The sequence below is a fragment of the Mycobacterium sp. NGS67 genome (genome assembly GCF_059812185.1).
In genome coordinates this window covers 1-22,612 of record NZ_JCALCF010000048.1, presented here as the reverse complement: position 1 = coordinate 22,612, position 22,612 = coordinate 1, and the positions used below count along the sequence as shown (strand labels likewise).

Sequence of the window (22,612 nt, the reverse complement as noted above, 5' to 3'; positions counted from 1 at the left end):
CAAAAATCACCGGCGTTGCGGCGCAGCGTCTCGATCGACGACACCAGCGCCTGCGATTCCTCGGCCGCCATGCCGATATCGGCGAACACCTGGTCGTTCAGCGTGACCGTGGCGTCCTCGACGGTCGAGCGGCCGAGTTCGGTGATCTGGACCAGCGTGGTGCGCCCGTCGGTGGGATGCGGCACCCGTCGCACCAGCCCGTCGGCTTCCAGCCGCCGGATGGCATGCGTGACGCTGGTGACATGCACCTGCAGCCGGTCGGAGGCTTTGGTGATCGGCAACGCTCCGGTGCGACTGAACGCCAACAACCGCAACAGTTCGTAGCGGGAGAAGCTCAGATCGTAGGGGCGCAGCGCGGCCTCCACCCGGGCCAGCAGGATCTGATGCGCCCGCATCACCGACGTCACCGCCACCATGCCCTGGGAGACCTCTCCCCACCCGGCCCGTTCCCAGTTGGTCCGCGCCGCCGCGATCGGATCACGCTTCGCAGAGTCGGCCACGCACCTTTTCTTACCCGCTCAGAAGGCACGCTCCAACAGAACCCGGCCGTTGTCGGCGGAAACAACCTGCACCGAGGCAATTTGATCCATCGGCGTGGAAGTGCTGCCCGCCGGGGTGGCGGTGTGGCCCGGCTCGGCCACCCAGGTCGCCAGCCGCGTTTGGCTGCCGTCGCGACCGACCACCACCATGGCCAAGGTGTCGTGGTGGGCGTCGGTCGGAGCCAGGCAGTAGCACTGCAGGTTGATGGCGGTCCCCCAGCGTTGGCTGCTGAGCGAGACAGTCGAAGTCAGCAGCTCGGTGCCGACCTGCGCCATCGGCTGCACCGACACGGCCACGTTCTGGGGTGCGCCACCGAACAGGGACCCCTGCACACCGACCAGCACACCGATACCGAGCACCGCTGCCGCGACCGCAGCCGCCGCCCAGGTCGCCACCCGAGCACGTCGACGCCGCCGGCGCACGGTGTCCAGCAACGACGGCAACAACCCGGCCGGCGGTTGCGTCGTCACCGCCGAGTCGATCGCCGTCACATCCTCCCGTTTGAGCTGCCCGAGTAGCGCCGGAACGCCGCACAATTCGGCGACGGCGGCCCGGCACGGCGAGCACGTAGCCAAATGCGCTTCGAACTCGCGTCGTTCGTCCGCCGACAACGCCCCCAACACGTATGCGGCATCCCACATCGCGTAGGCGTGGTCGTCCATTTCGTCCCCCTCCTCGAACATCATCGTGTGACTCCGAGTTCCTGCAGCGCCAGCCGCAACCCCCGCACGGCGTAGTGCAGTCGCGACTTCACGGTTCCTTCCGCAATCCCCAGGTCTGTGGCTATCTGCGCGGTGGTCCAGCCGCGGTAGTAGGACCGTTCGATCACGGTCCGGTGTTCGGCGGACAGTTGGGCCATCGCGTCGGCGATCAACAAGCGGTCCAGCGCGGCGTTCACCTCGTCCGGCCCGGCCGGCTCCGGCGCACCGGCCTCGTCGGTCGAGCCGACGACGTTGCGGTGACGTGCGCTGCGCCGATCGTCGATGACCATGTTGCGGGCGACGGTGAACAGCCACGCCCGCGCCGACCGCGTACTGTCGCCGACGACTTCCGGATGCTGCCACGCCCGCAAAAGCGTCTCCTGCACCACGTCCTCGGCCTGGTTGGCGTCGGCTGTCAGCCGCAGCGCGTAGCGCCACAGCACCGCGGCATGCTCGTCGTAGAGCGCTTTCATCAAAGCGGCTTCGGCACCCACGGACGCACTCCAAGCGCCGGCCACACGAGCCACTCGATCACCTCCCGCCTACTGACACGAGGCGGAGAACCCGCAGGTTCAAACGGTCAGGATGCGCGGACCTTCTTCGGTCACGGCGACCGTGTGCTCCCAGTGCGCCGCTCGCGACCCGTCGACGGTGGTGACCGTCCACTTGTCGTCCAGGACGGTGGTCTTACCGGTGCCCAGCGTCAGCATCGGTTCGATAGCCAGCACCGAACCCGTCGCCAGCAGGGGTCCCCGGCCCGGGCTGCCCTCGTTGGGCAGGAACGGGTCCAGGTGCATCTGCCGGCCGATGCCGTGGCCACCGTAACCTTCGACGATCCCGAACGCCCGGTCGTAGCGAGCCGCGGCGGCGTGCGTACCGGTCTCGATGGCATGGGAGACGTCGGTCAGCCGATTGCCGACGACCATCGCCGCAATGCCGGCCTCCAGCGACTCCTTCGTCGCCTGCGACAGCGCCTCGTCGGCGGGGATCAAAGCGCCGATCCCGAAAGTGACAGCGGCGTCGCCGTGCCAGCCGTCCAGCACCGCGCCGCAGTCGATGGACACCAGATCTCCGGGCATCAACACCTCGGCGGCCGACGGGATGCCATGCACGACACGGTCATTGACCGAAGCGCAGATCGATGCCGGATACCCGTGATAACCCAGGAAGGACGGGACGGCACCGGCTTCGCGGATCACCGATTCGGCGACCTCGTCCAGGCTCAGGGTGGACACCCCGGCGACTGCGGCCGCCTGCACCGCGCGTAACGCGGCCGCGACGACGCCGCCAGCCGCGGCCATGGCATCGAGTTCAGCGGCGGTGCGCTGGGGTACGGTCCTGCGGCCCCGCAGCCGTGCCAGGGCACCCATCAGCTATTTGCCGAGGGCTTGCAGTGCGCGGGCAAACACCTCATCCATGCTGCCGACGGCGTCCACGGTCTTCAACTCGTCGCGGTAGTAGTCCAGCAACGGCGCGGTCTCACCCTGATAGACCTTCATCCGGTTGCGGATGACTTCCTCGGTGTCGTCGTCGCGGCCTCGGCCCTTGAGACGTTCCAGCAGCTCGTCTTCGGACACCCGGAACTCCACCACCGCGTCGATGTCGGTGCCGCGTCGTTGCAGCATGTCGTGCAACGCCTTGGCCTGCTCGACCGAACGCGGATACCCGTCCAGGATGAAGCCGTTCGCCGCATCGGAATTGTCGAGCCGGTCGTCGACGAGTTGGTTGGTCAGTTCGGACGGCACCAGATCGCCGGCGTCCAGGTATCCCTTGGCTTCCAGGCCCAGCTTGGTGCCCTCTTTGATGTTGGATCGGAACAGGTCGCCGGTGGAGATGTGCGGAATGTCGAGTTTTTCGGCCAGCTTCTGCGCTTGCGTCCCCTTGCCCGCCCCGGGCGGTCCAAGCAATACCACTCTCACTTGAGGAACCCTTCGTAGTTGCGCTGCATGAGCTGACTCTCGATCTGTTTGACCGTATCCAACCCGACGCCGATCATGATCAGAACCGCGGTACCCCCGAAGGGTAGATTCTGTATCCCGCCGCTGTTGCCCATCTGCAGGAACACGTTGGGTAGCACGGAGATCAAGCCTAGGTAGATAGAGCCCGGCAGGGTGATTCGGCTCAGCACATGACGCAGATAATCCGCCGTGGGGCGGCCGGGCCGGATACCGGGAATGAAGCCGCCGAATTTCTTCATCTCGTCGGCACGTTCGTCGGGATTGAACGTGATCGACACGTAGAAGTACGTGAAGAAGATGATCAAGCCGAAGTAGATGCCGATGTATACCGCGTTGCTGGGGTCCGACAGGTAGGTCGAGACGAATTTGGACCACCAACCGTGACCGGCACCGCCGCTGCCGCTGTTCACCAGCTGGGTGATCAGGTTGGGGATGTAGATCAACGAGGACGCGAAGATGACCGGGATGACGCCGGCCTGGTTGACCTTCAGCGGCAGATATGTCGACGTTCCGCCGTACATCCGGCGGCCCACCATGCGCTTGGCGTACTGCACCGGGATCCGTCGCTGCCCCTGCTCGACGAACACCACACCGACGATGATGAGCAGCGCCGCCGCGAGCACCGCGGCGAAGATCATGCCGCCGCGGCTCTGCAGGATCTGGTTGCCCTCGGCCGGGATGCGTGCGGCGATGCCGACGAAGATCAGCAACGACATGCCGTTGCCGATACCGCGTTCGGTGATCAGTTCGCCCATCCACATCACCAGGGCGGCGCCGGCGGTCATCACCAGCACGATCACGATCTCGGCGAAGATGCTCTGATCGGCGAGGATGTCCAGCGAGCAACCCTGCAGCAGGCCGCCGTTGGCAGCCAGCGCCACGATGCTGGTGGCTTGCAGGACGGCCAGCGCGATCGCCAGATAACGCGTGTACTGCGTCATCTTCGCCTGACCGGACTGACCTTCCTTACGCAGCTCTTCGAACCGCGGAATGACCACGGTGAGCAGCTGCACGATGATGCTGGCGGTGATGTAGGGCATCACTCCGACCGCGAACACCGTCAGCTTCAGCAGCGCACCGCCGGAGAACAGGTTGATCAGCGAGTAGATCTGTCCGGCCTGCCCGCCGCTGGCCTCTTTGATGCACTGCTGGACGTTGGGGAAATTGACCCCGGGTGACGGCAACGCGGCCCCGACCCGGTACAGCACGACGATCGCCAGCGTGAAGAGGATCTTCCGTCTCAGGTCGACTGTTCGCAGCGATGAGATGAAAGCCGAAAGCACTCTTCCTCCTGCGCAGCCGAACTGTGGTCGCGGCATGCCAACCGGGATTGGCCGGCTGGGTCCTGTTCCTGATCATTCCTGGGTTATTCCGCGTGCACGTGCCCGATACCAGCAGGCCAGGACGTACGGCCTGCCACGATACAGGCGCGTCAAACCGTGTACGAGACTAACAGCCTTTCACCGCTGGTCCTTTAACGGCACCGTGGCGGCCGCGAGCGCGGCGTACAGTCTGGGTTGCTCGTTATATTTGCTAAATAACAGAAATGTATGTGGGGAGTTTGTTCGATGACCCAGATGGGCAGCGCGCGGTTCGAAGGTGACACGTGGGACCTGGCGTCCAGTGTGGGGTTGACGGCCACCATGGTCGCCGCAGCTCGGGCCGTGGCCGCACGGGACGCCGAGGGCGCGGGTGCGGTGGCCACCGACCAGTTCGCCGAGCCGCTGGTGCGCGCGGTCGGTGTCGACTTCTTCACCCGGCTCGCCACCGGTGAACTCGATCTGGCCGACCTCGATGAGGAAACGGCAACCGGCACCGTACATTTCGCCAACGCAATGGCCGTCCGGACCAGGTTCTTCGACGACTTCTTCAGCTCTGCCACCGGTGCCGGGATCCGGCAGGCCGTCATCTTGGCCGCGGGTCTGGACTCGCGCGCCTACCGGCTGCCGTGGCCGTCGGGCACGACGGTGTTCGAGGTCGACCAGCCCGCGGTGATCGAGTTCAAGACCGCGACGCTGTCCGGCCTGGGCGCCGAACCCACCGCCGACCGCCGGACGGTGGCCGTCGACCTACGCGAAGACTGGCCGGCCGCCCTGCGCGAAGCCGGTTTCGACGCCACCCAGCGCACGGCCTGGATAGCCGAGGGGTTGCTGGGGTATCTGCCGGGCGAAGCCCAGGACCGGCTGCTCGATCAGATCACCGCGCTGAGCGTGCCGGGCAGCCGCTTCGCCACCGAAGGACTGCTCGACATCAACGAGCTCAACGAGGACGAACTGCGGCGCCGGATGCGTCGCCAGAACGAGCGCTGGAGCCGGCACGGGCTGGACTTCGACATGGCCGCGCTGGTGTATTTCGACGACCGCACCGACGCGGACACCTACCTGACGGCCCACGGCTGGCAGACGGCCACGGCGGCCAACGCCGAGCTGTTCGCCGAGCACGGGCTGCAAGCGGCCGAAGGTGACGACGCCCCGTTCGGCGAGGTGGTCTTCCTCAGCGCGGAGCGGCAGTGACGATGCCTACCCAGTCACAGCGAGCCAGCGGCGACAGCTGGGATCTGGCCTCCAGCGTGGGAGCCACCGCGACGATGGTCGCCGCCGCCCGAGCCGTGGCCAGCGAGCAGGACAACCCGGTCATCACCGATCCGTTCGCGGCGCCGCTGGTGCGAGCCGTCGGCGTCGACTTCTTCGTCCGCCTGCTCGACGGCGACCTGGCGGACGACGCTCCCGAGCACGACTTCGCGTTGGAGATCGACTCCATTGCCGTCCGCACCCGCTTCTTCGACGAATTCCTCCTCGACGCCGCCCGTGCCGGGGTTGCGCAAGTGGTCATCCTGGCCGCCGGTCTGGACGCGCGCAGCTACCGGTTGAAATGGCCGCGGGGCGTCGTGGTGTACGAAATCGACCAGCCCGAGGTCATCGACTTCAAGAACACCGCGATGTCGGCGCTGGGCGCCACCCCGTCGGCGCACCGCAAGTGGGTCGGCGTGGACCTACGCGACGACTGGCCGACGGCGTTGCGCGGCAACGGTTTCGACCCGAATCTGGCCACGGCCTGGATTGCCGAGGGTCTGTTGATGTACCTCCCGCCGCAAGCGCAGGACCAACTGTTCGACAACATCACCGCGCTGAGCGGGCCGGGCAGCCGGTTGGCCACCGAATACCACCCCGACTCGGGCGTGGCGATGGCCGAACGCGCACAGCAGTTCAACCGGCGGTGGGCCAGTTTCGGCTGCGACATCGACCTGGCGGGACTGTTCTACGACGGTAAGCGCAGCAACGTGGTCGACTACCTGACCGGACTCGGGTGGCAGGTCAACACCCGTCCCCGGCGGGAGCTGTTCGCCGAATACGGTCGCACCTTCCCCGACGACTCCGAGTTGGCTCAACTGCGCAACATCGTCACCGTCACCGCGACCCGGGGCTGACCGCGAAACGCGTTGCGCTACTCGGGGTTAGCGGCGGGCGCGCGCACCACCATCGGGACGGCCGGGAAGGCCCAGGCCATCTCCGAACGTGACTTGCGCAGCGCCGCGGTGCCGAAACCCTTCTTGCGGTGCTCGGGGTGAATCCAGATCCGGACGTTCACCTCGCCATGCAGGAGTTCGCCGAACACCATCCCGACTTTCTCCCCGGAATCCTCGGCCACGAACCACACGGCCTCTTCGTCGTGCAGCCGTTTGAGCGCCTTGCTGATCTCGTCGTCGATGCTGCCGGCGGGCGCACCGGATCCGTCACCGGCGAACTTGATCTCTTCGGTGCGGGTGGTGAAGATGTCACGGTCTTCGGCGGCCGAGAACGCCCGCAGCTCCAGGGTCTCCCCCGAGCTGGCCGGCCGCTCCTGAAGAGCGAAGCTGAGCTGCTTGTTCAAGTCGTCGAGCTCGGCCAGGATCTTCGCCCGCGCATCCTGGGTGAGCTGGTCGAACGACATACTCATCACGGCTTCGGCGGCCAGATGCGAGGTGCCCAGCAACTTCACGATCGCCTCGACCGCGGCGGACTTGTTCTTGGCCTCCACGATGGCATCGGCGACCTCATGCCGGCGTTCCAGCGCGGCCAGTAAGGCGTCTGCGATCTCTCGACGAACGGCGGTCTGGTCGTGGTCGGTCATTGCATAAGCCTAGAACGCCACGCGCGGATGCGCGCCACGGATCCTTCGGTACCGGTTCTTGACATTTCGTGGCTTCGGCCTCAATTCGGGCTTCGCGAAGGCCGGCCACGGCACGGTGCCTTCCGCCGCTGAGGAGGCCCTGAGCCCGGAGGTCGCCGCGCGCTTCACCAGGTTGATGCGCCAACAAACTTGCAGCGGAGTTTGCACCGCAGTCGTGGCATAATAATGGCATGAATCGCATACGCCTGAGCACTACTGTCGATTCCCTGCTGCTGAGCAGTGCACGCAGCGTGCGGAGCGGGATCACTGACGCAGCGCTGATCGACGAGGCCCTTGGGGCATTACTTGCTCGTCATCGATCGGCTGAGGTGGATGCGAGCTATGCGGCCTACGACAAGCACCCCATTGATAAGCCCGACGAGTGGGGCGATCTAGCGTCGTGGCGTCGGGCGGCTGGGGACTCGTGAGCGCACTTCCGGCGCGCGGAGAGGTGTGGTGGTGCGAAATGGCCGGAATCGGCCGACGTCCAGTAGTTGTGCTGTCGCGCGATGCGGCGATCCCGCGGCTTCGACGGGCACTCGTCGCTCCCTGCACCACAAACATCCGTGGGCTGGCCAGCGAGGTTGTTCTTGAACCGGGTCTGGATCCGATCCCACGCCGTTCCGCGGTGAATTTGGACTCGGTCGAAAGTGTGTCGGTCGGGGTGTTGGTGAATCGGCTTGGCAGGCTCGCCGACACGCGGATGCGCGCCATTTGCACGGCTCTCGAGGTCGCGGTCGACTGCTCTGCGTGACACGTTAGCCACCAGCGAGAACCCGAGACGCATAGCGGTATCCCATATCTTTCTCATCGGTGCCATGGTGATATATGAAGGCGTTCAACAGGTCTCGGGAGCGATTGAACTCATCCGCACTGACCACTAGCTGTGGCTCAATCGCGATCCACTGAGCTCCAGGAACCGCCGGTACCGGTCCTTGGTCGGCCCGATCCACTCCGGGCGGGGTTCGACGACGTGCCCGACGCGTGCCCAGCGGGCGGCGTCGGTGATCACCGATTCCAGGCCGACGGCCAGCCGGGCCAGGAACGCCGCACCCAGCGCGGCTCCCTCCGGGGCTGCGGAGATCTCGACCGGGCGACCGGTCACGTCCGCGAGGGCTTGCATCCAAGGCTGCACCCGGGTGCCGCCGCCCGAAGCGACGATGCGCCGCACCGGAGCGCCGCTCAATTCCAGGATCTGCCGGACGACGAACCCCGAGGCCTCGTAGGCCGCGCGCCGCAGCGCTGCGGAGTCGTGCGTGAGATCCACCCCGTCCAGCAGCGCGCGCCGGTCCGGGTCATGGAACGGGGTGCGTTCGCCGCGGATGTAGGGCAGCCAGACCGGAACCCGCCGCGGGTCGGGCGTCGTCGGATCACCTTGCGCCAGAACACGATCCACCCATCCGAGGAACAACCCGCCGGCATTGCTGGCCCCGCCGATCATGCTTTTGCCCGGCGCCGTGTGCGGGATGGTCCACAATCCGGGCACCTGCCTGGCTTCGGGAACCGTGATCCAGACGATCAGCGTGGTGCCGCACAGCACCAGCACGTCGCCGTCGTGATCGGCGCCGGCGACGATCTGCTCGCACAACGCGTCGATCGCCCCGGTGGCCAGCACGGCCGAATCCTTCGAGGCGGCATGCACCTGCCCCACCGGCGCACCGAAGGTCTCGACCCGCGGCATCTGCTCGACGCGGGCGCCGCAGTCGGCGCACGCCGCCGGGTTCCATCCCGTCCCGTCGAACAACGGAAGCGTGGTGATGGCGGTGGCGAAGTCGACCACCGCCTCGCCGGCCAGCGCGTGGTTGGCCACCGCCGGCGCGGGCCAGTACCCGGCGGCTTCCGGCGCTTGCGCCGCCGTCCAGCGCAGGAACTCGGCAGCCTCGCCCACCGCCGGCACCGGTTGCTCGGGCGCGTCGAGCACCCGGCCGCGGCTGTCGCCGTACAGCAGGCCCGGTGTGACGGGACGGCCCGCGGTGTCGACGGCCGTCATCGACGGCACCATCGACGACACCGCCACCGCCTGCACCCTGCGCGTCGCGGGTTCGGCCAGCCGATGCAACGCCACCACCGGACCCTGGCGCCACGCCTCGTCGGCGTCGTGTTCGAGTTGGTCGGGCTCGGGCACCCTCAGCTGATGCGGGATCCGCACCCGCGCCAGGACGCGGCCGTTCTCGTCGGCCGCGACCGCTTTGGCCGCCGTGGTGCCGACGTCGATGCCGATCGTGACGTCTTCGCGTGACACGGGCGTCACGGTACGCCAGCATTGGCAGACGTGACCCCTCGACCGCGTGCCCTGGTAACCGCCCCGCTGCGCGGACCGGGGTTCGACAAACTGCGCCGGCTGGTCGACGTGGTGTACGACCCATGGATACGTGAGCTCGAGCCGCTCCGCATCTACAGCGCCGAACAACTGGCCGAGCGGATCACTGCTGAAGCTGCCGAAATCATTGTGGTGGAAGGTGATTCGGTCAAGGGACCGGTGCTGCAGCTGGGTCTGCGGGCGGTGGCGTCCACCCGCGGCGACCCCAACAACGTGGATGTGCCCGCCGCCACCGCCGCCGGCGTCCCAGTGCTGTACACCCCCGGGCGCAACGCCGACGCCGTCGCCGAGCTGACGGTGGCGTTGCTGCTGACCGCCACCCGCGGGTTGCTGACCGCGGACGCGGATGTGCGCAGCGGCAACATGTTTCGCGACGGCACTATCCCGTATCAGCGGTTCCGCGGCCCCGAGATCTCGGGACTGACCGCCGGACTGGTGGGTTTGGGCGCCGTCGGCCGGGCCACCCGCTGGCGGCTGGCCGGGCTGGGCCTGCGGGTCATCGCCTACGACCCGTACAGCGACGAGGCTCAGCACAGCCTCGACGAGCTGCTGGCCGAATCCGACGTCGTCTCGCTGCACGCGCCGGTCACCGAGGACACCGCCGGGATGATCGGCGCCCGCGAGTTCGCCGCTATGCGCGACGGTGTCGTCTTCCTCAACACCGCGCGCGCCCAGCTGCACGACACCGACGCATTGGTCGAGGCGTTGCGCAGCGGCAAGGTGGCCGCCGCCGGACTGGATCATTTCGCCGGCGAATGGCTGCCCACCGATCACCCGCTGACGGCCATGCCCAACGTCGTGCTGACCCCGCACATCGGTGGGGCCACGTGGAACACTGAGGCCCGGCAGGCGCAGATGGTTGCCGACGATCTGGAGGCACTGCTGTCCGGCGCGAGACCCGCCAATATCGTCAACCCGGAGGTGCTGGGCTCATGAAGTTCGTGGAGGACACCGAAGCTGCGGTGTTGGCCGCGGCCAAGGACATGCTGCGCCGGGGCCTGGTCGAAGGGACGGCCGGCAACATCTCGGCGCGCCGCCCCGACGGCAACCTGGTGATCACGCCGTCGTCGGTCGACTACGCGGACATGGCGCTCGACGACCTGGTGCTGGTCGACCCGGAGGGCGCCGTGCTGCACGCCAAGGAAGGCCGCATGCCGTCCACCGAGATGGCGCTGCACCTGGCGTGTTTCCACGCGTTCGACGACATCGGCAGTGTCATCCACAGCCATCCGGTGTGGGCGACCATGTTCGCCGTTGCGCACCAGCCGATTCCGGCCTGCATCGACGAGTTCGCGGTCTACTGCGGCGGCGATGTCCGCTGCGCCGAGTACGCCGCGTCGGGCACGCCCGATGTCGGTGCCAATGCGGTCAAGGCTTTGGAGGGCCGCGGGGCCGCGCTGATCGCCAACCACGGTCTGGTGGCGGTGGGCCCGCGGCCCGACAAAGTGCTGCACATCACAGCCCTGGTCGAGCGCACCGCGCAAATAGCCTGGGGTGCAAGGGCGCTCGGCGGACCGGTGCCGGTACCGGAGGAAGTGAACCGCAATTTCGCCGGGGTGTACAGCTACCTGCGAGCGAACTCCTGAACCGCGTCATACTGGCGCCCACCGTGAATTCTGCGACGCGACACGCGGCAGTTGCGTCGCGTAATTCACGCTCACCGCGAGGAGGGAGATGATCCCGGTACAGCTCGGCCGCGCCCGCCTGACGCGAGTGGTGGAACTGCGGTTCGACCTGCCCACCGCTGCTTTAGCGCACACGCCGGCGCAGGGATGGGACGACAACGCCGACCTGCTGGTGCCGCACTTCTTCGACCCTGCCACCGATCGGTGGCACATCGCGGTCCAGAGCTGGATCGTCGAGGTCGACGGTTTGACCGTCGTGGTGGACACCGGCGTCGGCAACGACCGCGCCCGCCCGCAGCTGCCGCCGCTGGATCACCTGGACACTCCGTTCCTGGCCGCACTGGAGTCGGCCGGGGTCGACCGCAACGATGTCGACGTCGTGGTCAACACCCATCTCCATTCCGACCATGTCGGGTGGAACACCATGCGCGACAACGATTCCTGGGTGCCGACGTTTCCCAACGCCCGCTACCTGGTACCCGAAGCCGACTACCGTTACTTCCACCCCGACACGACCGCCGCACTGACCAAAGAAGAACAGTCGAGTCACCGCCTCGTCTTCGAGGACAGCGTCCTGCCCGTCGACCACCAGATCGTCCAATGGTCCGACGACTACCAGATCAGCCCGTCGCTGCGACTGCTCCCCGCCCCCGGGCACACGCCGGGTTCGTCGGTGCTGTGGCTGGATGCGGGCCGGCCGACGGTCTTCGTCGGCGACCTCACGCACAGTCCGCTGCAAATACGTCGGCCCGATGATGCGTGCGCGTTCGACGTGGACGCCGACGCCGCCGCGGTCACCCGGCGCCGGATCTTCACCGAGGCGATCGCGGCCGGCGCCACTGTCGTGCCGGCGCACTATCCGGGTCGTGGCGGGGCGACCCTGCGCGCCGTCGAGGACCGGTTCGACGTCGACCAGTGGCTGGACATCGGACCGCTCTAATTGAGGCTGACCGGCAGTGACTCGTAGACGGTCATGTTGTTGGCCATGTTCGGCAGCAGCAGTCTCGGCTGCTCGAGCTCAATCTCGTTGGTGTTCAACAGTATTTCGTCTAGGGCGGCCCTGACCTCAGCCCGGGCCAGCATGGCACCCAGGCAGTGATGGGCGCCGCCGCCGCCAAAGGATTGATGTGGATTGGGATCACGACGGATGTCGAAGCGATAGGGATCGACGAAGACGTCTTCGTCGCGGTTGGCCGAGCGCAACATGGTCACCACGCGTGCGCCCGCCGGGATCGGCGTGTCACCGAGGGTGACGTCCTTGGTCGCGCCACGCACCCAGAACATGATGGGTGTGGAATAGCGGATCACTTCCTCGACCGCGGTGCGACGCGCGTCGGGATCCGACCGGTAGATCGCGATCTGTTCGGGATTGGCGACGAACGCTCTGATGCCGTCGCACAATGCATTTCGTGTGGTGTCGGCGCCCGCCAACCCCAGGATGAAGAAGAAGATCTCCAACTCGTTGGCCGGGAGTAAGAACGTCTCCCCCGACTCCGCGGTGATCTCGGTGGTGCACAGTGCGCTCCAGATGTCGTCGACAGGATCGGCGCGCTTGCGGGCGGTCAGATCGCTGGCGTATTGAAACAGTTCCATGAAGGGCATCAGGTCGTCGCCCCCCGGGATCGACAGCTGCCCGCCCGCGGTCTTGAGCACCGTGTCGATCAGACCGAACACATGCGACCGGTCCTGCTCGGGGATGCCGACGATGTCACCGATCACCGATATCGGCAATCCCGCTGCCAGATCGACGAATTCGCCACCACCGGCGTCCAGCAGCGCGCCCGCCATCGCCTTGGCCCGGGCCCGGATCCCGTCTTCCAGCTTGGCCACCGCGCGTGGCGTGAACGCCCGGGTGATCACCCTGCGGCGGACGGTGTGGTCGGGCGGGTCCAGGCTCACGATCGCGGGATAGATGTCGAACAACGGCATGTCCTGGATCAGCGGGCCGCGGGTTGCGGTGAACGACTCGTAATCGCGGTGCACTCGCGCCACGTCGGCATGCCTGGTGCACACCCAGAATTCGCGTCCGACAGCGGATTTGACGTCCTCGGTGAGCTGCTGGTGAAACACCGGGGTGCGGGCGCGCAATTGGGCGAACAAGTCTTCCGGGAACTGCGACGCCCAGATCGCCGGATGGGCGAGGTCGATTGTGGTGTCGGTCATCGAATCTCCTCGCGCAGCCCGTTGATGATCAGCCGCAGCCCATAAGTGAAGGTCTGTTGGTCCACCGCATTCAGGTGGGCGAGCTGCACCGACCCCAGCAGGTGGATGTACAGCGCAGTGTGGGCCGCTTCGAATTGCGGAGTAGGCAAACCGGATTCGTGCAGGATGGCCCGCGATGCCCGGTCCATCTCGGTCGCCGCGGCGGTGTGCGGATGGTCCAACAGCAGGGCCGCGATGCCCGGCACCTCGATGAGCACGGTCCACGCACTGGTGTAGAGCGCGACCAAACGCGATTCCCAATCGCCGTGACGCGGCACCTCGATCTGCGCGAGCACCGATTCGATCAGCAGGTCGAGCAGTTCGGACTTGTCGCGCACGTGGTAGTACACCGACGACGGCCTGGTCCCGGCTTCCGCGGCCAACGCGCGCATGGTGACCCGGTTGACGCCGACTCGTTTGGCCAACTGCCACAGATGCCTTGTCAGATGCGCGCGGTCCAGGGCTCCGTATCGCAGCACCGGTGCCTCCACGCCGCCTCCCCGCGTTGTTGCTTTCGAACAACGTTCTGATTAGAACAGTGTTCGAGTCGGGCTGTCAACGGGTGCCGTGGCCGAGCGGGACTCCTACGACACGACACGCCGGGGACGCGTCGGGCGATTCACACTCGATGGGCGCCCTGGCCGGCGCGCCACTGCCGAGGGGTGCCGCCGTGTGTCCGGCTGAAGAGTCTGCTGAAGTACCCGGGATCGGATATGCCGACCCGCCGGGCGACCTCGCCGACGGGGAGATCCGTCTCGGCGAGCAGGTCGCGTGCCGCCGCCATCCGGCCCTCGATGATCCACTCCTGCACGGTGCGCCCGGTGCGACGACGTACCACGGTCGTCAGGTGTCCGGGTGTCATCCCGACCTCGGCTGCCACATCCCGCAGCGACAGCGGCTCGCCGCGGTGCTTGTCGATCACCGCGAATACTTCGGCCAGCAGCGGTTCGCCGTTACGGCGAAGATCGGCCACCACGTCGTGGGCCAGGCGGGCGAGTTCGATCAGCAGCAGCGTCAGGTGCGCCAGGGCGGCCTGGCGGTAACCCTCCTGACGCTCGCTCAACTCGGTGTCGATCGCGCGGATTGCGGCATCCCACACCGATCGCCGGTCGGCGGGAACCTCCAGACACAGCACCCCGCCGGCCTCACCGTGCAGGAACGGGAACAGCAGCGGATGTGTCTGCCAGGCCGGCCACGGCGACCCCGCGTCCCCGCCGAGAGCCGCCGGATCGAAGAACACCGCGAACCCGTCCTCAGCGGCAACTATTTGTTGTGGCTCGAGCACCTTGCCGGGCGCGACCACCCGAACCACTCCCGCAACCGGGGTGTACCACAGGGCGGGAAAATCGTGGATATGCGCGTGCGGCTCGACGAGTTCGTCGCGCCGGGCTACCGAGACGGGAGGCGTGTCCGGATCACTTCGGTACCGATAGACGGGCACACCACCGCGGTGCCGGCTGAGGCGGGCGGACATGCAACCAAAGATAGTCCCTATTTCGTCGACAATCACCCAATTGCTCGGCGCTACAGCGCGACAGAATGGATGCCGTGACCAAACATCATTCACATGACTATCTTCCGGCCACGGCTCATCCTGCCCTGCTGCCCGCGTATGACCTGATCGCCCGGCTGATGGGACTCACCCGCGTCTATCCCCGACTCGTCGCGCAGGCCGAACTCGCCGATGGCCAGCGTGTCCTGGAAATCGGTTGCGGCACCGGCAATGTCATCATCGCGGCCAAGCGCTCCCGGCCCGGAATCGATGCCGTCGGGTCCGATCCCGACCCGCAGATCTTGGACCGGGCGCGACGCAAGGCGGCCGGCTTGAGCGGGATTCGGTTCGACCAGGCGTATGCCGAGCGATTGCCCTATGCCGACGGCGAATTCGACCGGGTGCTCTCGTCGATGATGCTGCATCATCTTTCCGACGATGCGAAACCGGCTGCGGCGGCCGAGGTTCTGCGGGTGCTGCGTCCGGGCGGCAGCCTGCACCTGGTCGATATCGGTGGTGAGGCTCATACCCACAGCGGACCGTTGACACGGCTGCTGCGGCACCAACACCACCATGCCTGCCCGATCCCGGACCTGTTGCGGGCGGCCGGATTCGAGTGCACGCAGGTCGGCGTGCAGCCGCATCGCCTACTCGGACAGTTGGTGTATTACCGCGCCACCCGCCCGGGCTAGCCGGTCGCGACATCAGCGGCCGCCACTTCGCCTGCCCGAAGCGCACTTCCGCGATCGAGCGGGGAATGTACGGGAACTCAATAGTCGGAGAAAATCGTCTCGACGCTGCAGGTAGCCGGCGCCGACGGGCAGCTCGAATGCGGTGATCGCCGTAACACGCAGACGATGGCTGACGATCAGCGCTGATCGATCGCCACCTTCACCGCGCCGCTACGACCCTGATCGGCGATCGCCAGAAAAGCCTCGCGCCATTGCTCCAAACGGAAGGTGTGAGTGAGCATGGGGCGCAGGTCGATTCGGCCGGCAGTCACGAGGTCGAGGTAGTGCTCGATGGCGTGCTTGCGCTGCCCGTCGACCTCCTCGACGCCGAACGCGTTGGACCCGACCCAGCTGATCTCCTTGAAGTACAGCGGGCTCCACTCCCACCGCCCGGGCGCGTGCACCCCGGCCTTGACCAGCGTTCCCCGCGCGGTCAGCACCCGCACCCCGACTTCGAAGGTCTCCGGCTTGCCGACGGTGTCGTAGACGACGTCGACCGCGCCGGGATGGGCCATCGGCAACCCCAGCAGCGGCTGCCGTAACCGCCCCCCGCCCCAGGCCGCCAATTCCTCGATTACGGCCAGACGCGGTTCGTGCGCAACGACTTTGGCGGCCCCGAACCCCCGGGCCAGCTCGGCCTGGGCGCCGAAACGAGCCACCACCGCCACCGCCACGTCCGGATAGAGCGCCCGAAGTATCGCGACCGCGCACAGCCCCAGCGACCCGGCGCCGTAGACCAGCGCGCGTCCCGAGGCGGGTGGCGGATGTCTGGTGATCGCGTGCAGGGACACCGAGAACGGGTCGGCGAACACGGCCGCTTCGTCGGGCAGCGAGTCCGGCACCGGAAACAGCATGCTGTCGTGGGCGGGCATCAACTCGGCGTAGCCCCCGGTGACGTCGGCCGAGACACCGGTGTGGATGCCGGCCTTGATGTCCCCGTCGGTGAAGCTCCAGCACAGGCTGTAGTCGCCGTTTTCACAAGCGGGGCAGAGCTTTTCGATGCCGCGCGGCACGCAGGACAGCCAGGGATTGAGCACCACGCGTTGGCCGACCTCGAGTCCCCGGGCGCCGGGTCCCGCCTCGATCACATCGGCAACCACCTCGTGGCCCATGACCTGCGGGAAGGAACAGAACGCCGCCATCGCGTTGTCCGCGTCGTCCTCGCCGAAGTCCATCAGGATCTGCTTGGAATCCGATCCGCAGATGCCGGTCAACCGCGGCCGGGTGATCACCCAATCCGGGCGCAGCAGAGCCGGATCGGGCACGTGCCGCAAAGCCGTCGGGGTATGGACGAGGTTGCGCGCCAGTGGGCCGGCGTCGCCGGGAACCTGGACCGGCTCCGGCGCCACACCGTAGACGAGCGCTTTCACTGCCGTCCCATGGCCGCGGCACCGGCGATGAATGCGTCGAGGTCGGCGTTCTTGGCGTCGACCACCGCTTTCAGGTCGGGCACGTAATGCTCGAATCGATCGGTCCCGAGGGCTGCGATGATGCCCCGGGCGGCTTCGTCGGCCGCGACCTTGGGCCCGCGGTAGAAGGGTTCGTCGTTGTCGGGCTGGTCCCAGATCTCGGTGTCGACGGGGCCGAGCTGGATCAACTTCACCGCGACGCCGGTGTCCACCAAATCGATCGCCATCGCTTCGCTCCAGCCGCACAACGCGAACTTGCTTGCGCAGTAGGCGGATTCACCTTTGATGCCGAGCCGCCCGGCGATACTGGCCACATTGACGATCAGCCCCGAGCGCCGCGCCAGCATCCGCGGCAGCAGGGCCAGCGTCAGCCGCATCGCGGCGACGAAGTTGACCTGCAGGACGGCCTCGACCTCGTCGGGCTTGAGTGCGGTCACGGCCCGCCGTTTGGGGATGGCGGCGTTGTTGACCAGCACGTCGATCCCACCCATCGCATGCCAGGCCTGCAGCGCCAACCGGCTGGCGGTGATGGCGTCGGCGAGGTCGGCCGTCCACATCACCGAATCCGGCGAGGTGGCGCGGCAGTCGGCCAGCACCTCGGTCAGCCGGTCCTTCCGCCGGGCGACCAGCCCCACCACCGCCCCTTGGCCAGCCGCCATCCTGGCCAGGGCCGCACCCACGCCCGAAGAGGCACCCGTGATGAGCACCCGTTTGCCTGCCAACCGAAACGAACTCGGGTCAGTCATGGCTCCAGGTTGCCGTGCAGCGAAGGCTTGGGGACCGGTTTCGGCGCGAAAGATTTGTTATGTTGGCTAAGTATCAATTGGTCACGAGCGAATGAGGCATCCCATGACTTCCAGCGGAGCACGATACGACGGCGACACCTGGGATCTGGCCTCCAGTGTCGGGGTGACCGCGACCATGGTGGCCGCCGGCCGCGCGATGGCGACCCGCGCCGAGAACCCGCTGATCAACGACCCGTTCGCCGAGCCGCTGGTGCGCGCCGTCGGCGTGGACCTCCTCACCCGGCTGGCGTCCGGGGAGACCACCGTCGCCGAGCTCGACAACGATCCGCAGCGCCCGTTCAGCGGCGTCGCCAACGTCGCGGAGAACATGGCGGTCCGCACCAAGTTCTTCGACGAGTTCTTCCTGGAGGCGACGGCGGCGGGCATCAAACAGGCCGTGATCCTGGCCTCCGGGCTGGATGCGCGGGCCTACCGGCTGCCGTGGCCGGACGGGACCGTGGTCTACGAGATCGACCAGCCGCAGGTCATCGAGTTCAAGTCCCGCACCCTGGCCGAGCTGGGTGCCACGCCCAGCGCGGACCAGCGCACCGTGGCCGTCGACCTGCGGGACGACTGGCCAACGGCATTGCGCGAAGCCGGATTCGACGCCACCCAGGCCACCGCGTGGAGCGCGGAGGGGCTGCTCGGATACCTGCCGCCGGAAGCCCAGGACCGGCTGTTGGACACGATCACCGAACTCAGCGCACCGGGCAGCCGGTTGGCCACCGAGGGCATGAACAGAACCGAGCCCGTCGACGACAGCCAACTCGAACAGCACATGCACAAGGTTTCCGAGCGTTGGCGATCACACGGTTTCGACATCGACATGGGCAATCTCATCTACCTCGGCGAGCGCAACGAAGCTTCGGCGTATCTGTCCGAGCGCGGCTGGCGCATGACCGCTATCCCGCTTCCCGAGTTGCGGGCGGCCAACGGTCTTCCGCCGGCCGTTGTGGAGGAGGATGCACCGGTGGTCGAGATGCTTTACGTCAGTGGGACCCTGTAGGCATGCCACGCGCTGAAGACGACAACTGGGATCTGGCGTCCAGCGTCGGCGCCACCGCCACCATGGTCGCGGCCGGGCGCGCGATGGTGACCAAGTCTCCCGACGGCCTGATCGACGACCCGTTCGCCGAACCACTCGTACGCGCGGTCGGGGTGGATTTCTTCACCAAGATGCTCGACGGTGAACTCGACCCCGACGCGTTCGAGAACATCACCCCGGAGCGGGTGCAGGCGATGATCGACGGAATGGGCGTGCGCACCAAGTACTTTGACGAGTACTTCGCCGAAGCCACCGGCGCCGGGGTCCGTCAGGTGGTGATCCTAGCCTCGGGGTTGGACGCCCGCGCCTACCGGTTGCCGTGGCCGGACGGGACGGTGGTCTACGAGATCGACCAACCGCAGGTGATCGAGTTCAAGACGACCACGCTGGCCGACCTCGGCGCCGAGCCCACCGCTGTCCGGCGCACCGTCGCCATCGATCTGCGCGGAGACTGGCCGACGGCGCTGCGCGAAGCCGGCCTGGACCCGAGCCAGCCGACGGCATGGTTGGCCGAGGGTCTGCTGATCTACCTGCCGCCCGACGCCCAGGACAGGCTGTTCGACAACATCGCCGCGCTCAGCGTCCCGGGCAGCACCATCGCCACCGAATTCGTGCCTGGCATCGTGGATTTCGACGCCGACAAGGTCCGGGACATGTCCCCGTCGTTACGCGACCACGGCGTGGACATCGACATGGCATCCCTGGTCTACGCCGGTGAACGCAACCACGTGGTCGACTATCTGCGCGGCAAGGGCTGGGAGGCCGACGGAGTGACCCGCACCGAACTGTTCCGACGCCACGGGTTGCGTGTCCCCGACCCCAGCGAGGACGACCCGCTGGGCGAGATCATCTTCATCAGCGCCCGCCTGGCCGGTTAGCCCTCTAAAACCGCGACTGTCCCAACCACAGCACGCTGGCACCGCTCATCGTCTGCTCGACCTGGCCGACGATCCCCAGGACCGAGCGGGTGAGTAACGCCCCGACGGCTTCGGGCAGCGACGCCGCGGCCGGCTGCGACGACGCTCGTGGCCGCAGCATGTCCAGCAGCGACGACCCCGGGTAACTGACCACCCGCGCCTCGACGTCGGGATCCAGTCCGGCCAGCACCTTGGCGCGGCGCACCGCGGTCCGCAGGCCACCCAACTCGTCGACCAGACCGCGCTCGAGGGCATCGGATCCGGTCCAAACCCGGCCGCGCGCAACGGCATCCACGTCCTGAGTGGTCAGGTTACGGCCGTGCGCGGCCCGCTCGACGAAGTCGGTGTAGAACAGATCCGCCTCGGCTTCCCGATGCGCCTGCTGCTCCGGGGTGAACGGCGCGTCGACCGACCAGGCGTCGGCGTTGGCGTTGGTGCGCACCGTGTCCGAGCCCACGCCGAGCCGGTCCTTGAGATCCCGGACCACCAGCTTGCCGGTGATCACACCGATCGAACCGGTGATGGTCCCCGGGTTCGCCACGATGGCGTCGGCGCCCATCGAGACGTAGTAACCACCGGACGCGGCCACCGAACCCATCGAGGCGACCACCGGCTTACCGCGCTCGCGGGCGCGCTTCACCTCACGCCAGATCGTCTCCGATGCAGTCACCGAACCACCGGGGCTGTCCACCCGCAGGACGATCGCCGAGATTGCGTCGTCGGCCGCCGCCTCCCGCAGCGCTGCCGCAATGGTGTCGCCGCCGGCGTTCGACGGGCCGAACGGAAGACCCTGTGGCCCACCGCGTCCGTTGACGATGGCGCCTTCCACGTTGACCACGGCGATGATCGGCTTGGGCCGGCGACCGGGGATGGACGGCACCGGCGGCGCCAACCGCGGCCGGGCCGTACCGGCGTAACGCGCCAGATACATCCGGGGCGGTTTCTCGTCCGGGTCGATTTCTTCCGCAGCCGACGAATCATGTTCTCCGAGAGCCAGTTCCGCCATCCGGCCGTAGGCCTCGTCCCGGAATCCGATCCGGTCCACCAGGCCGGAGGCGAGCGCGTCGTCACGCAACAGCGGGGCGCGGTCGGCCAGTTCGTCGAGCTCGCCGGCCTCGATGTCGCGGGAGTGGGCGACGGCCTGCCAGACCTGCGACTGCAGGCTTTCCAGCATGCGGGTCACGGCCTCCCGGTGCGCTTCGGTGAAGCCCCCTTCGGTGAAAAGGTTTGCCGCCGACTTGTATTCGCCCCGCGCGATGAACTGCGCCTCGATGCCGGCCTTGTCCAGTGCATCGCGCAGGAACAGCGCCTGGGACGCGAACCCGATCAGCCCGACTTCGCCCGACGGCTGCATCCAGACCTCACGGAACGCCGAGGCCAGGTAGTAGGACAGCGTGCCCGGAAAGGTCTCCGCCCAGGCCAGCGACGGCTTGACGGCACTGAAGGCGACGATGGCGTCCCGCAGTTCCTGGACCGCACCGATCGGCGACGGCGGCAGTTGCACCCGCGCGATCAGCCCGGCCACCCGCGGGTCCTTCGTGGCGCGGTGAATGGCCGCGACCGCCTCGCGCAGCGACAGTTGCCGGCCGCCGCCGGTGATGATCGTGATCGGGTCGAACCCGGTGCTCTCCGGCGGCATGCTGCTCAGGTTGAACTCCAGCACGCAGCCGTTGGGTACGCCGTGGTGACGGGCGGTGTCTACCCGGTTGACCAGGGCCCGCACGTCATCGATTCCTGGCAGGGTTGGCATGAAGGCGAACATCTTTGAAGCCTACCGATCCGCACCGACGCACCACCCGTACGGTGGACCGGGTGAGGTTCTCCATCTCGATTCCCCAACTCGGCTCGGCGGACCTGGACACCGCGCAGTTGCGCGCCTATCTCGCGCGTGCCGAGGAACTCGGATTCGAGGGCGGGTGGACGCTCGAGCAGGCCGTCGGCGAGTCCCCCCTACTGGCACCGCTGGAACTGTTGGCCTACGCCGCGGCGTGCACGCAACGACTGCGGTTGGGGGTCGCCGTACTGGTGACCTCGCTGCACGATCCACTACAGCTCGCGTCGGCCGTGACCGCCGTCGACCGGCTCAGCCAGGGACGCCTGGACCTCGGTGTGGTGGCCGGCGGGGGTTCGCGCCGGTTCGGTGCGTTCGGAGTCGAGAAGTCAACGCACGTAAGGTATTTCACCGAAGGTCTGGAATTGATGCGGGCCGCTTGGTCCGATGAGCCACGGGTGACCTTCCACGGCCGGTTCCGTGACGTCGACGATTTGCCGATCCAGCCCAAACCCGTGCAACGCCCACATCCCCCGATCTGGTTCGGCGGGCGCGCACCGGCGGCACTGGTGCGGGCGGCGCGCCTCGGCGACGCCTTCATCGGGGCCGGGTCATCCACCACGGACGCCTTCGCCGAAGCCGTGCGCATCGTGCGCGGCGAACTCGCCGAGCAGCGCCGAGACGCCGCTGGGTTCACCATCGCCAAGCGGGTGTACGTGATGGTCGACGACGACGCCGACCGGGCCCGCGAGCGCGCGCAGACCGGTCTGCAACGCATCTACGGGAGCCGGTCCGGGTTGGAGGATGTCGCGGTCACCGGCACCCCGGCGCAGGTGGCCCGAGGTCTGTCAGAGGTGATGTACGCGGGCGCGCAGATGCTGTTGCTCAACCCCGTCGGCGCGGACGTCGCCGAAGATCGAGAGCAAATGGAACGGCTTGCGCTGGAAGTGATCTCGCGCCTGGGCTA

24 protein-coding genes and 1 pseudogene are annotated in these 22,612 nt (G+C 67.4%); 11 read left to right on the top strand and 14 right to left on the bottom strand.

The window, feature by feature from the left end:
* The 6 genes from AC5Y4D_RS26110 to secY all read right to left on the bottom strand — a co-directional run.
* Positions 1-500: MarR family transcriptional regulator (locus tag AC5Y4D_RS26110; protein WP_500038617.1), on the bottom strand; the 500-nt coding region annotated here is incomplete at its 3' end.
* A gap of 18 nt (positions 501-518) precedes the next feature.
* Complete coding sequence (locus AC5Y4D_RS26105) at positions 519-1,223, bottom strand: anti-sigma factor family protein (protein WP_500038616.1); 705 nt, start codon at positions 1,221-1,223, stop codon at positions 519-521.
* Entirely contained in the window at positions 1,223-1,768 is a 546-nt protein-coding gene (locus tag AC5Y4D_RS26100) for a sigma-70 family RNA polymerase sigma factor (RefSeq protein WP_499991853.1), read from the bottom strand. The genes AC5Y4D_RS26105 and AC5Y4D_RS26100 overlap by 1 nt, the downstream gene beginning before the upstream one ends.
* A gap of 45 nt (positions 1,769-1,813) precedes the next feature.
* The gene (gene map, locus AC5Y4D_RS26095; RefSeq protein WP_499941463.1) at positions 1,814-2,611 is read right to left on the bottom strand and encodes a type I methionyl aminopeptidase; all 798 of its coding nucleotides are present in this window, start codon (positions 2,609-2,611) and stop codon (positions 1,814-1,816) included.
* Positions 2,612-2,614: 3 nt separating this feature from the next.
* Complete coding sequence (locus AC5Y4D_RS26090; RefSeq protein ID WP_499941461.1) at positions 2,615-3,160, bottom strand: adenylate kinase; 546 nt, start codon at positions 3,158-3,160, stop codon at positions 2,615-2,617.
* Positions 3,157-4,482: a preprotein translocase subunit SecY gene (secY, locus tag AC5Y4D_RS26085; protein ID WP_499941459.1), complete on the bottom strand. Its 1,326-nt coding sequence runs from the start codon at positions 4,480-4,482 to the stop codon at positions 3,157-3,159. Before secY ends, AC5Y4D_RS26090 begins: the two co-directional genes overlap by 4 nt.
* A gap of 294 nt (positions 4,483-4,776) precedes the next feature.
* Between secY and AC5Y4D_RS26080 the strand changes: the two genes are divergently transcribed.
* On the top strand, positions 4,777-5,712 hold the full coding sequence (locus AC5Y4D_RS26080) for an SAM-dependent methyltransferase (protein WP_500038619.1): 936 nt from the start codon (positions 4,777-4,779) through the stop codon (positions 5,710-5,712).
* Between the two features lie 2 nt (positions 5,713-5,714).
* On the top strand, positions 5,715-6,626 hold the full coding sequence (locus tag AC5Y4D_RS26075; RefSeq protein WP_500038615.1) for a class I SAM-dependent methyltransferase: 912 nt from the start codon (positions 5,715-5,717) through the stop codon (positions 6,624-6,626).
* Positions 6,627-6,643: 17 nt separating this feature from the next.
* On the opposite strand, the gene AC5Y4D_RS26070 is transcribed toward AC5Y4D_RS26075, so the two are convergent.
* Positions 6,644-7,309, bottom strand: a complete 666-nt coding sequence (locus tag AC5Y4D_RS26070; RefSeq protein ID WP_499941456.1) for a GNAT family N-acetyltransferase — start codon at positions 7,307-7,309, stop codon at positions 6,644-6,646.
* A 206-nt stretch (positions 7,310-7,515) separates the two neighbouring features.
* On the opposite strand from AC5Y4D_RS26070, the pseudogene AC5Y4D_RS26065 reads away from it, so the two are divergent.
* Both AC5Y4D_RS26065 and AC5Y4D_RS26060 read left to right on the top strand, forming a co-directional pair.
* Positions 7,516-7,776: pseudogene (locus AC5Y4D_RS26065) on the top strand (type II toxin-antitoxin system antitoxin MazE5); the annotation flags it as partial.
* On the top strand, positions 7,773-8,102 hold the full coding sequence (locus AC5Y4D_RS26060; RefSeq protein ID WP_499941867.1) for a type II toxin-antitoxin system PemK/MazF family toxin: 330 nt from the start codon (positions 7,773-7,775) through the stop codon (positions 8,100-8,102). The pseudogene AC5Y4D_RS26065 and the gene AC5Y4D_RS26060, both read left to right, overlap by 4 nt.
* Before the next feature lie 126 nt (positions 8,103-8,228).
* Here AC5Y4D_RS26060 and AC5Y4D_RS26055 read toward each other — a convergent pair whose 3' ends face one another.
* On the bottom strand, positions 8,229-9,590 hold the full coding sequence (locus AC5Y4D_RS26055) for a xylulokinase (protein ID WP_500038614.1): 1,362 nt from the start codon (positions 9,588-9,590) through the stop codon (positions 8,229-8,231).
* Between the two features lie 30 nt (positions 9,591-9,620).
* Between AC5Y4D_RS26055 and AC5Y4D_RS26050 the strand changes: the two genes are divergently transcribed.
* The 3 genes from AC5Y4D_RS26050 to AC5Y4D_RS26040 all read left to right on the top strand — a co-directional run bounded on the left by AC5Y4D_RS26050 (position 9,621) and on the right by AC5Y4D_RS26040 (position 12,233).
* Positions 9,621-10,604 (top strand): NAD(P)-dependent oxidoreductase, encoded by a 984-nt coding sequence (locus AC5Y4D_RS26050; protein WP_500038613.1) that lies wholly within the window; start codon positions 9,621-9,623, stop codon positions 10,602-10,604.
* Positions 10,601-11,254 carry an L-fuculose-phosphate aldolase gene (locus tag AC5Y4D_RS26045; RefSeq protein WP_499991843.1) on the top strand — a complete coding sequence of 218 codons (654 nt, stop codon included), beginning with the start codon at positions 10,601-10,603 and terminating at the stop codon, positions 11,252-11,254. The genes AC5Y4D_RS26050 and AC5Y4D_RS26045 overlap by 4 nt, the downstream gene beginning before the upstream one ends.
* An 88-nt stretch (positions 11,255-11,342) precedes the next feature.
* Entirely contained in the window at positions 11,343-12,233 is an 891-nt protein-coding gene (locus AC5Y4D_RS26040) for an MBL fold metallo-hydrolase (protein ID WP_500038612.1), read from the top strand.
* Here AC5Y4D_RS26040 and AC5Y4D_RS26035 read toward each other — a convergent pair.
* From AC5Y4D_RS26035 to AC5Y4D_RS26025, 3 genes are all read right to left on the bottom strand, one after another.
* Complete coding sequence (locus AC5Y4D_RS26035; protein ID WP_500038611.1) at positions 12,230-13,456, bottom strand: cytochrome P450; 1,227 nt, start codon at positions 13,454-13,456, stop codon at positions 12,230-12,232. The genes AC5Y4D_RS26040 and AC5Y4D_RS26035 overlap by 4 nt on opposite strands.
* The gene (locus AC5Y4D_RS26030; RefSeq protein WP_500038610.1) at positions 13,453-13,986 is read right to left on the bottom strand and encodes a TetR/AcrR family transcriptional regulator; all 534 of its coding nucleotides are present in this window, start codon (positions 13,984-13,986) and stop codon (positions 13,453-13,455) included. Before AC5Y4D_RS26030 ends, AC5Y4D_RS26035 begins: the two co-directional genes overlap by 4 nt.
* Positions 13,987-14,114: 128 nt before the next feature.
* On the bottom strand, positions 14,115-14,969 hold the full coding sequence (locus tag AC5Y4D_RS26025) for a helix-turn-helix transcriptional regulator (RefSeq protein WP_500038609.1): 855 nt from the start codon (positions 14,967-14,969) through the stop codon (positions 14,115-14,117).
* 74 nt (positions 14,970-15,043) lie between these two features.
* On the opposite strand from AC5Y4D_RS26025, the gene AC5Y4D_RS26020 reads away from it, so the two are divergent.
* Complete coding sequence (locus AC5Y4D_RS26020; protein WP_500038608.1) at positions 15,044-15,679, top strand: class I SAM-dependent methyltransferase; 636 nt, start codon at positions 15,044-15,046, stop codon at positions 15,677-15,679.
* Between the two features lie 176 nt (positions 15,680-15,855).
* Here the strand turns inward: AC5Y4D_RS26020 and AC5Y4D_RS26015 are convergent, their stop codons facing one another.
* Both AC5Y4D_RS26015 and AC5Y4D_RS26010 read right to left on the bottom strand, forming a co-directional pair.
* Positions 15,856-17,088 carry a zinc-dependent alcohol dehydrogenase gene (locus AC5Y4D_RS26015; protein ID WP_500038607.1) on the bottom strand — a complete coding sequence of 411 codons (1,233 nt, stop codon included), beginning with the start codon at positions 17,086-17,088 and terminating at the stop codon, positions 15,856-15,858.
* A complete protein-coding gene (locus AC5Y4D_RS26010; RefSeq protein WP_500038618.1) occupies positions 17,085-17,849 on the bottom strand; it encodes an SDR family NAD(P)-dependent oxidoreductase in 765 nt (254 codons plus the stop codon). Before AC5Y4D_RS26010 ends, AC5Y4D_RS26015 begins: the two co-directional genes overlap by 4 nt.
* Positions 17,850-17,976: 127 nt before the next feature.
* Here AC5Y4D_RS26010 and AC5Y4D_RS26005 point away from each other — a divergent pair, with 127 nt between their 5' ends.
* Both AC5Y4D_RS26005 and AC5Y4D_RS26000 read left to right on the top strand, forming a co-directional pair.
* Complete coding sequence (locus AC5Y4D_RS26005; RefSeq protein ID WP_499991825.1) at positions 17,977-18,918, top strand: class I SAM-dependent methyltransferase; 942 nt, start codon at positions 17,977-17,979, stop codon at positions 18,916-18,918.
* Positions 18,919-18,920: 2 nt separating this feature from the next.
* Complete coding sequence (locus AC5Y4D_RS26000) at positions 18,921-19,835, top strand: class I SAM-dependent methyltransferase (RefSeq protein WP_500038606.1); 915 nt, start codon at positions 18,921-18,923, stop codon at positions 19,833-19,835.
* Between the two features lie 4 nt (positions 19,836-19,839).
* Here the strand turns inward: AC5Y4D_RS26000 and sppA are convergent, their stop codons facing one another.
* The gene (gene sppA, locus AC5Y4D_RS25995) at positions 19,840-21,636 is read right to left on the bottom strand and encodes a signal peptide peptidase SppA (RefSeq protein WP_500038605.1); all 1,797 of its coding nucleotides are present in this window, start codon (positions 21,634-21,636) and stop codon (positions 19,840-19,842) included.
* 50 nt (positions 21,637-21,686) lie between these two features.
* Between sppA and AC5Y4D_RS25990 the strand changes: the two genes are divergently transcribed.
* The coding region (locus AC5Y4D_RS25990) for an LLM class flavin-dependent oxidoreductase (RefSeq protein WP_500038604.1) at positions 21,687-22,612 on the top strand (926 nt) is incomplete at its 3' end.

Coding starts and splice junctions, on each gene's coding strand:
- AC5Y4D_RS26040 (WP_500038612.1), top strand. CDS start 11,343: ATGATCCCGGTACAGCTCGGCCGCGCCCGCCTGACGCGAGTGGTGGAA.
- AC5Y4D_RS26035 (WP_500038611.1), bottom strand. CDS start 13,456: ATGACCGACACCACAATCGACCTCGCCCATCCGGCGATCTGGGCGTCG.
- AC5Y4D_RS26075 (WP_500038615.1), top strand. CDS start 5,715: ATGCCTACCCAGTCACAGCGAGCCAGCGGCGACAGCTGGGATCTGGCC.
- AC5Y4D_RS26070 (WP_499941456.1), bottom strand. CDS start 7,309: ATGACCGACCACGACCAGACCGCCGTTCGTCGAGAGATCGCAGACGCC.
- AC5Y4D_RS26105 (WP_500038616.1), bottom strand. CDS start 1,223: ATGTTCGAGGAGGGGGACGAAATGGACGACCACGCCTACGCGATGTGG.
- AC5Y4D_RS26080 (WP_500038619.1), top strand. CDS start 4,777: ATGGGCAGCGCGCGGTTCGAAGGTGACACGTGGGACCTGGCGTCCAGT.
- map (WP_499941463.1), bottom strand. CDS start 2,611: ATGGGTGCCCTGGCACGGCTGCGGGGCCGCAGGACCGTACCCCAGCGC.
- sppA (WP_500038605.1), bottom strand. CDS start 21,636: ATGTTCGCCTTCATGCCAACCCTGCCAGGAATCGATGACGTGCGGGCC.
- AC5Y4D_RS26045 (WP_499991843.1), top strand. CDS start 10,601: ATGAAGTTCGTGGAGGACACCGAAGCTGCGGTGTTGGCCGCGGCCAAG.
- AC5Y4D_RS26025 (WP_500038609.1), bottom strand. CDS start 14,969: ATGTCCGCCCGCCTCAGCCGGCACCGCGGTGGTGTGCCCGTCTATCGG.
- AC5Y4D_RS26005 (WP_499991825.1), top strand. CDS start 17,977: ATGACTTCCAGCGGAGCACGATACGACGGCGACACCTGGGATCTGGCC.
- AC5Y4D_RS26000 (WP_500038606.1), top strand. CDS start 18,921: ATGCCACGCGCTGAAGACGACAACTGGGATCTGGCGTCCAGCGTCGGC.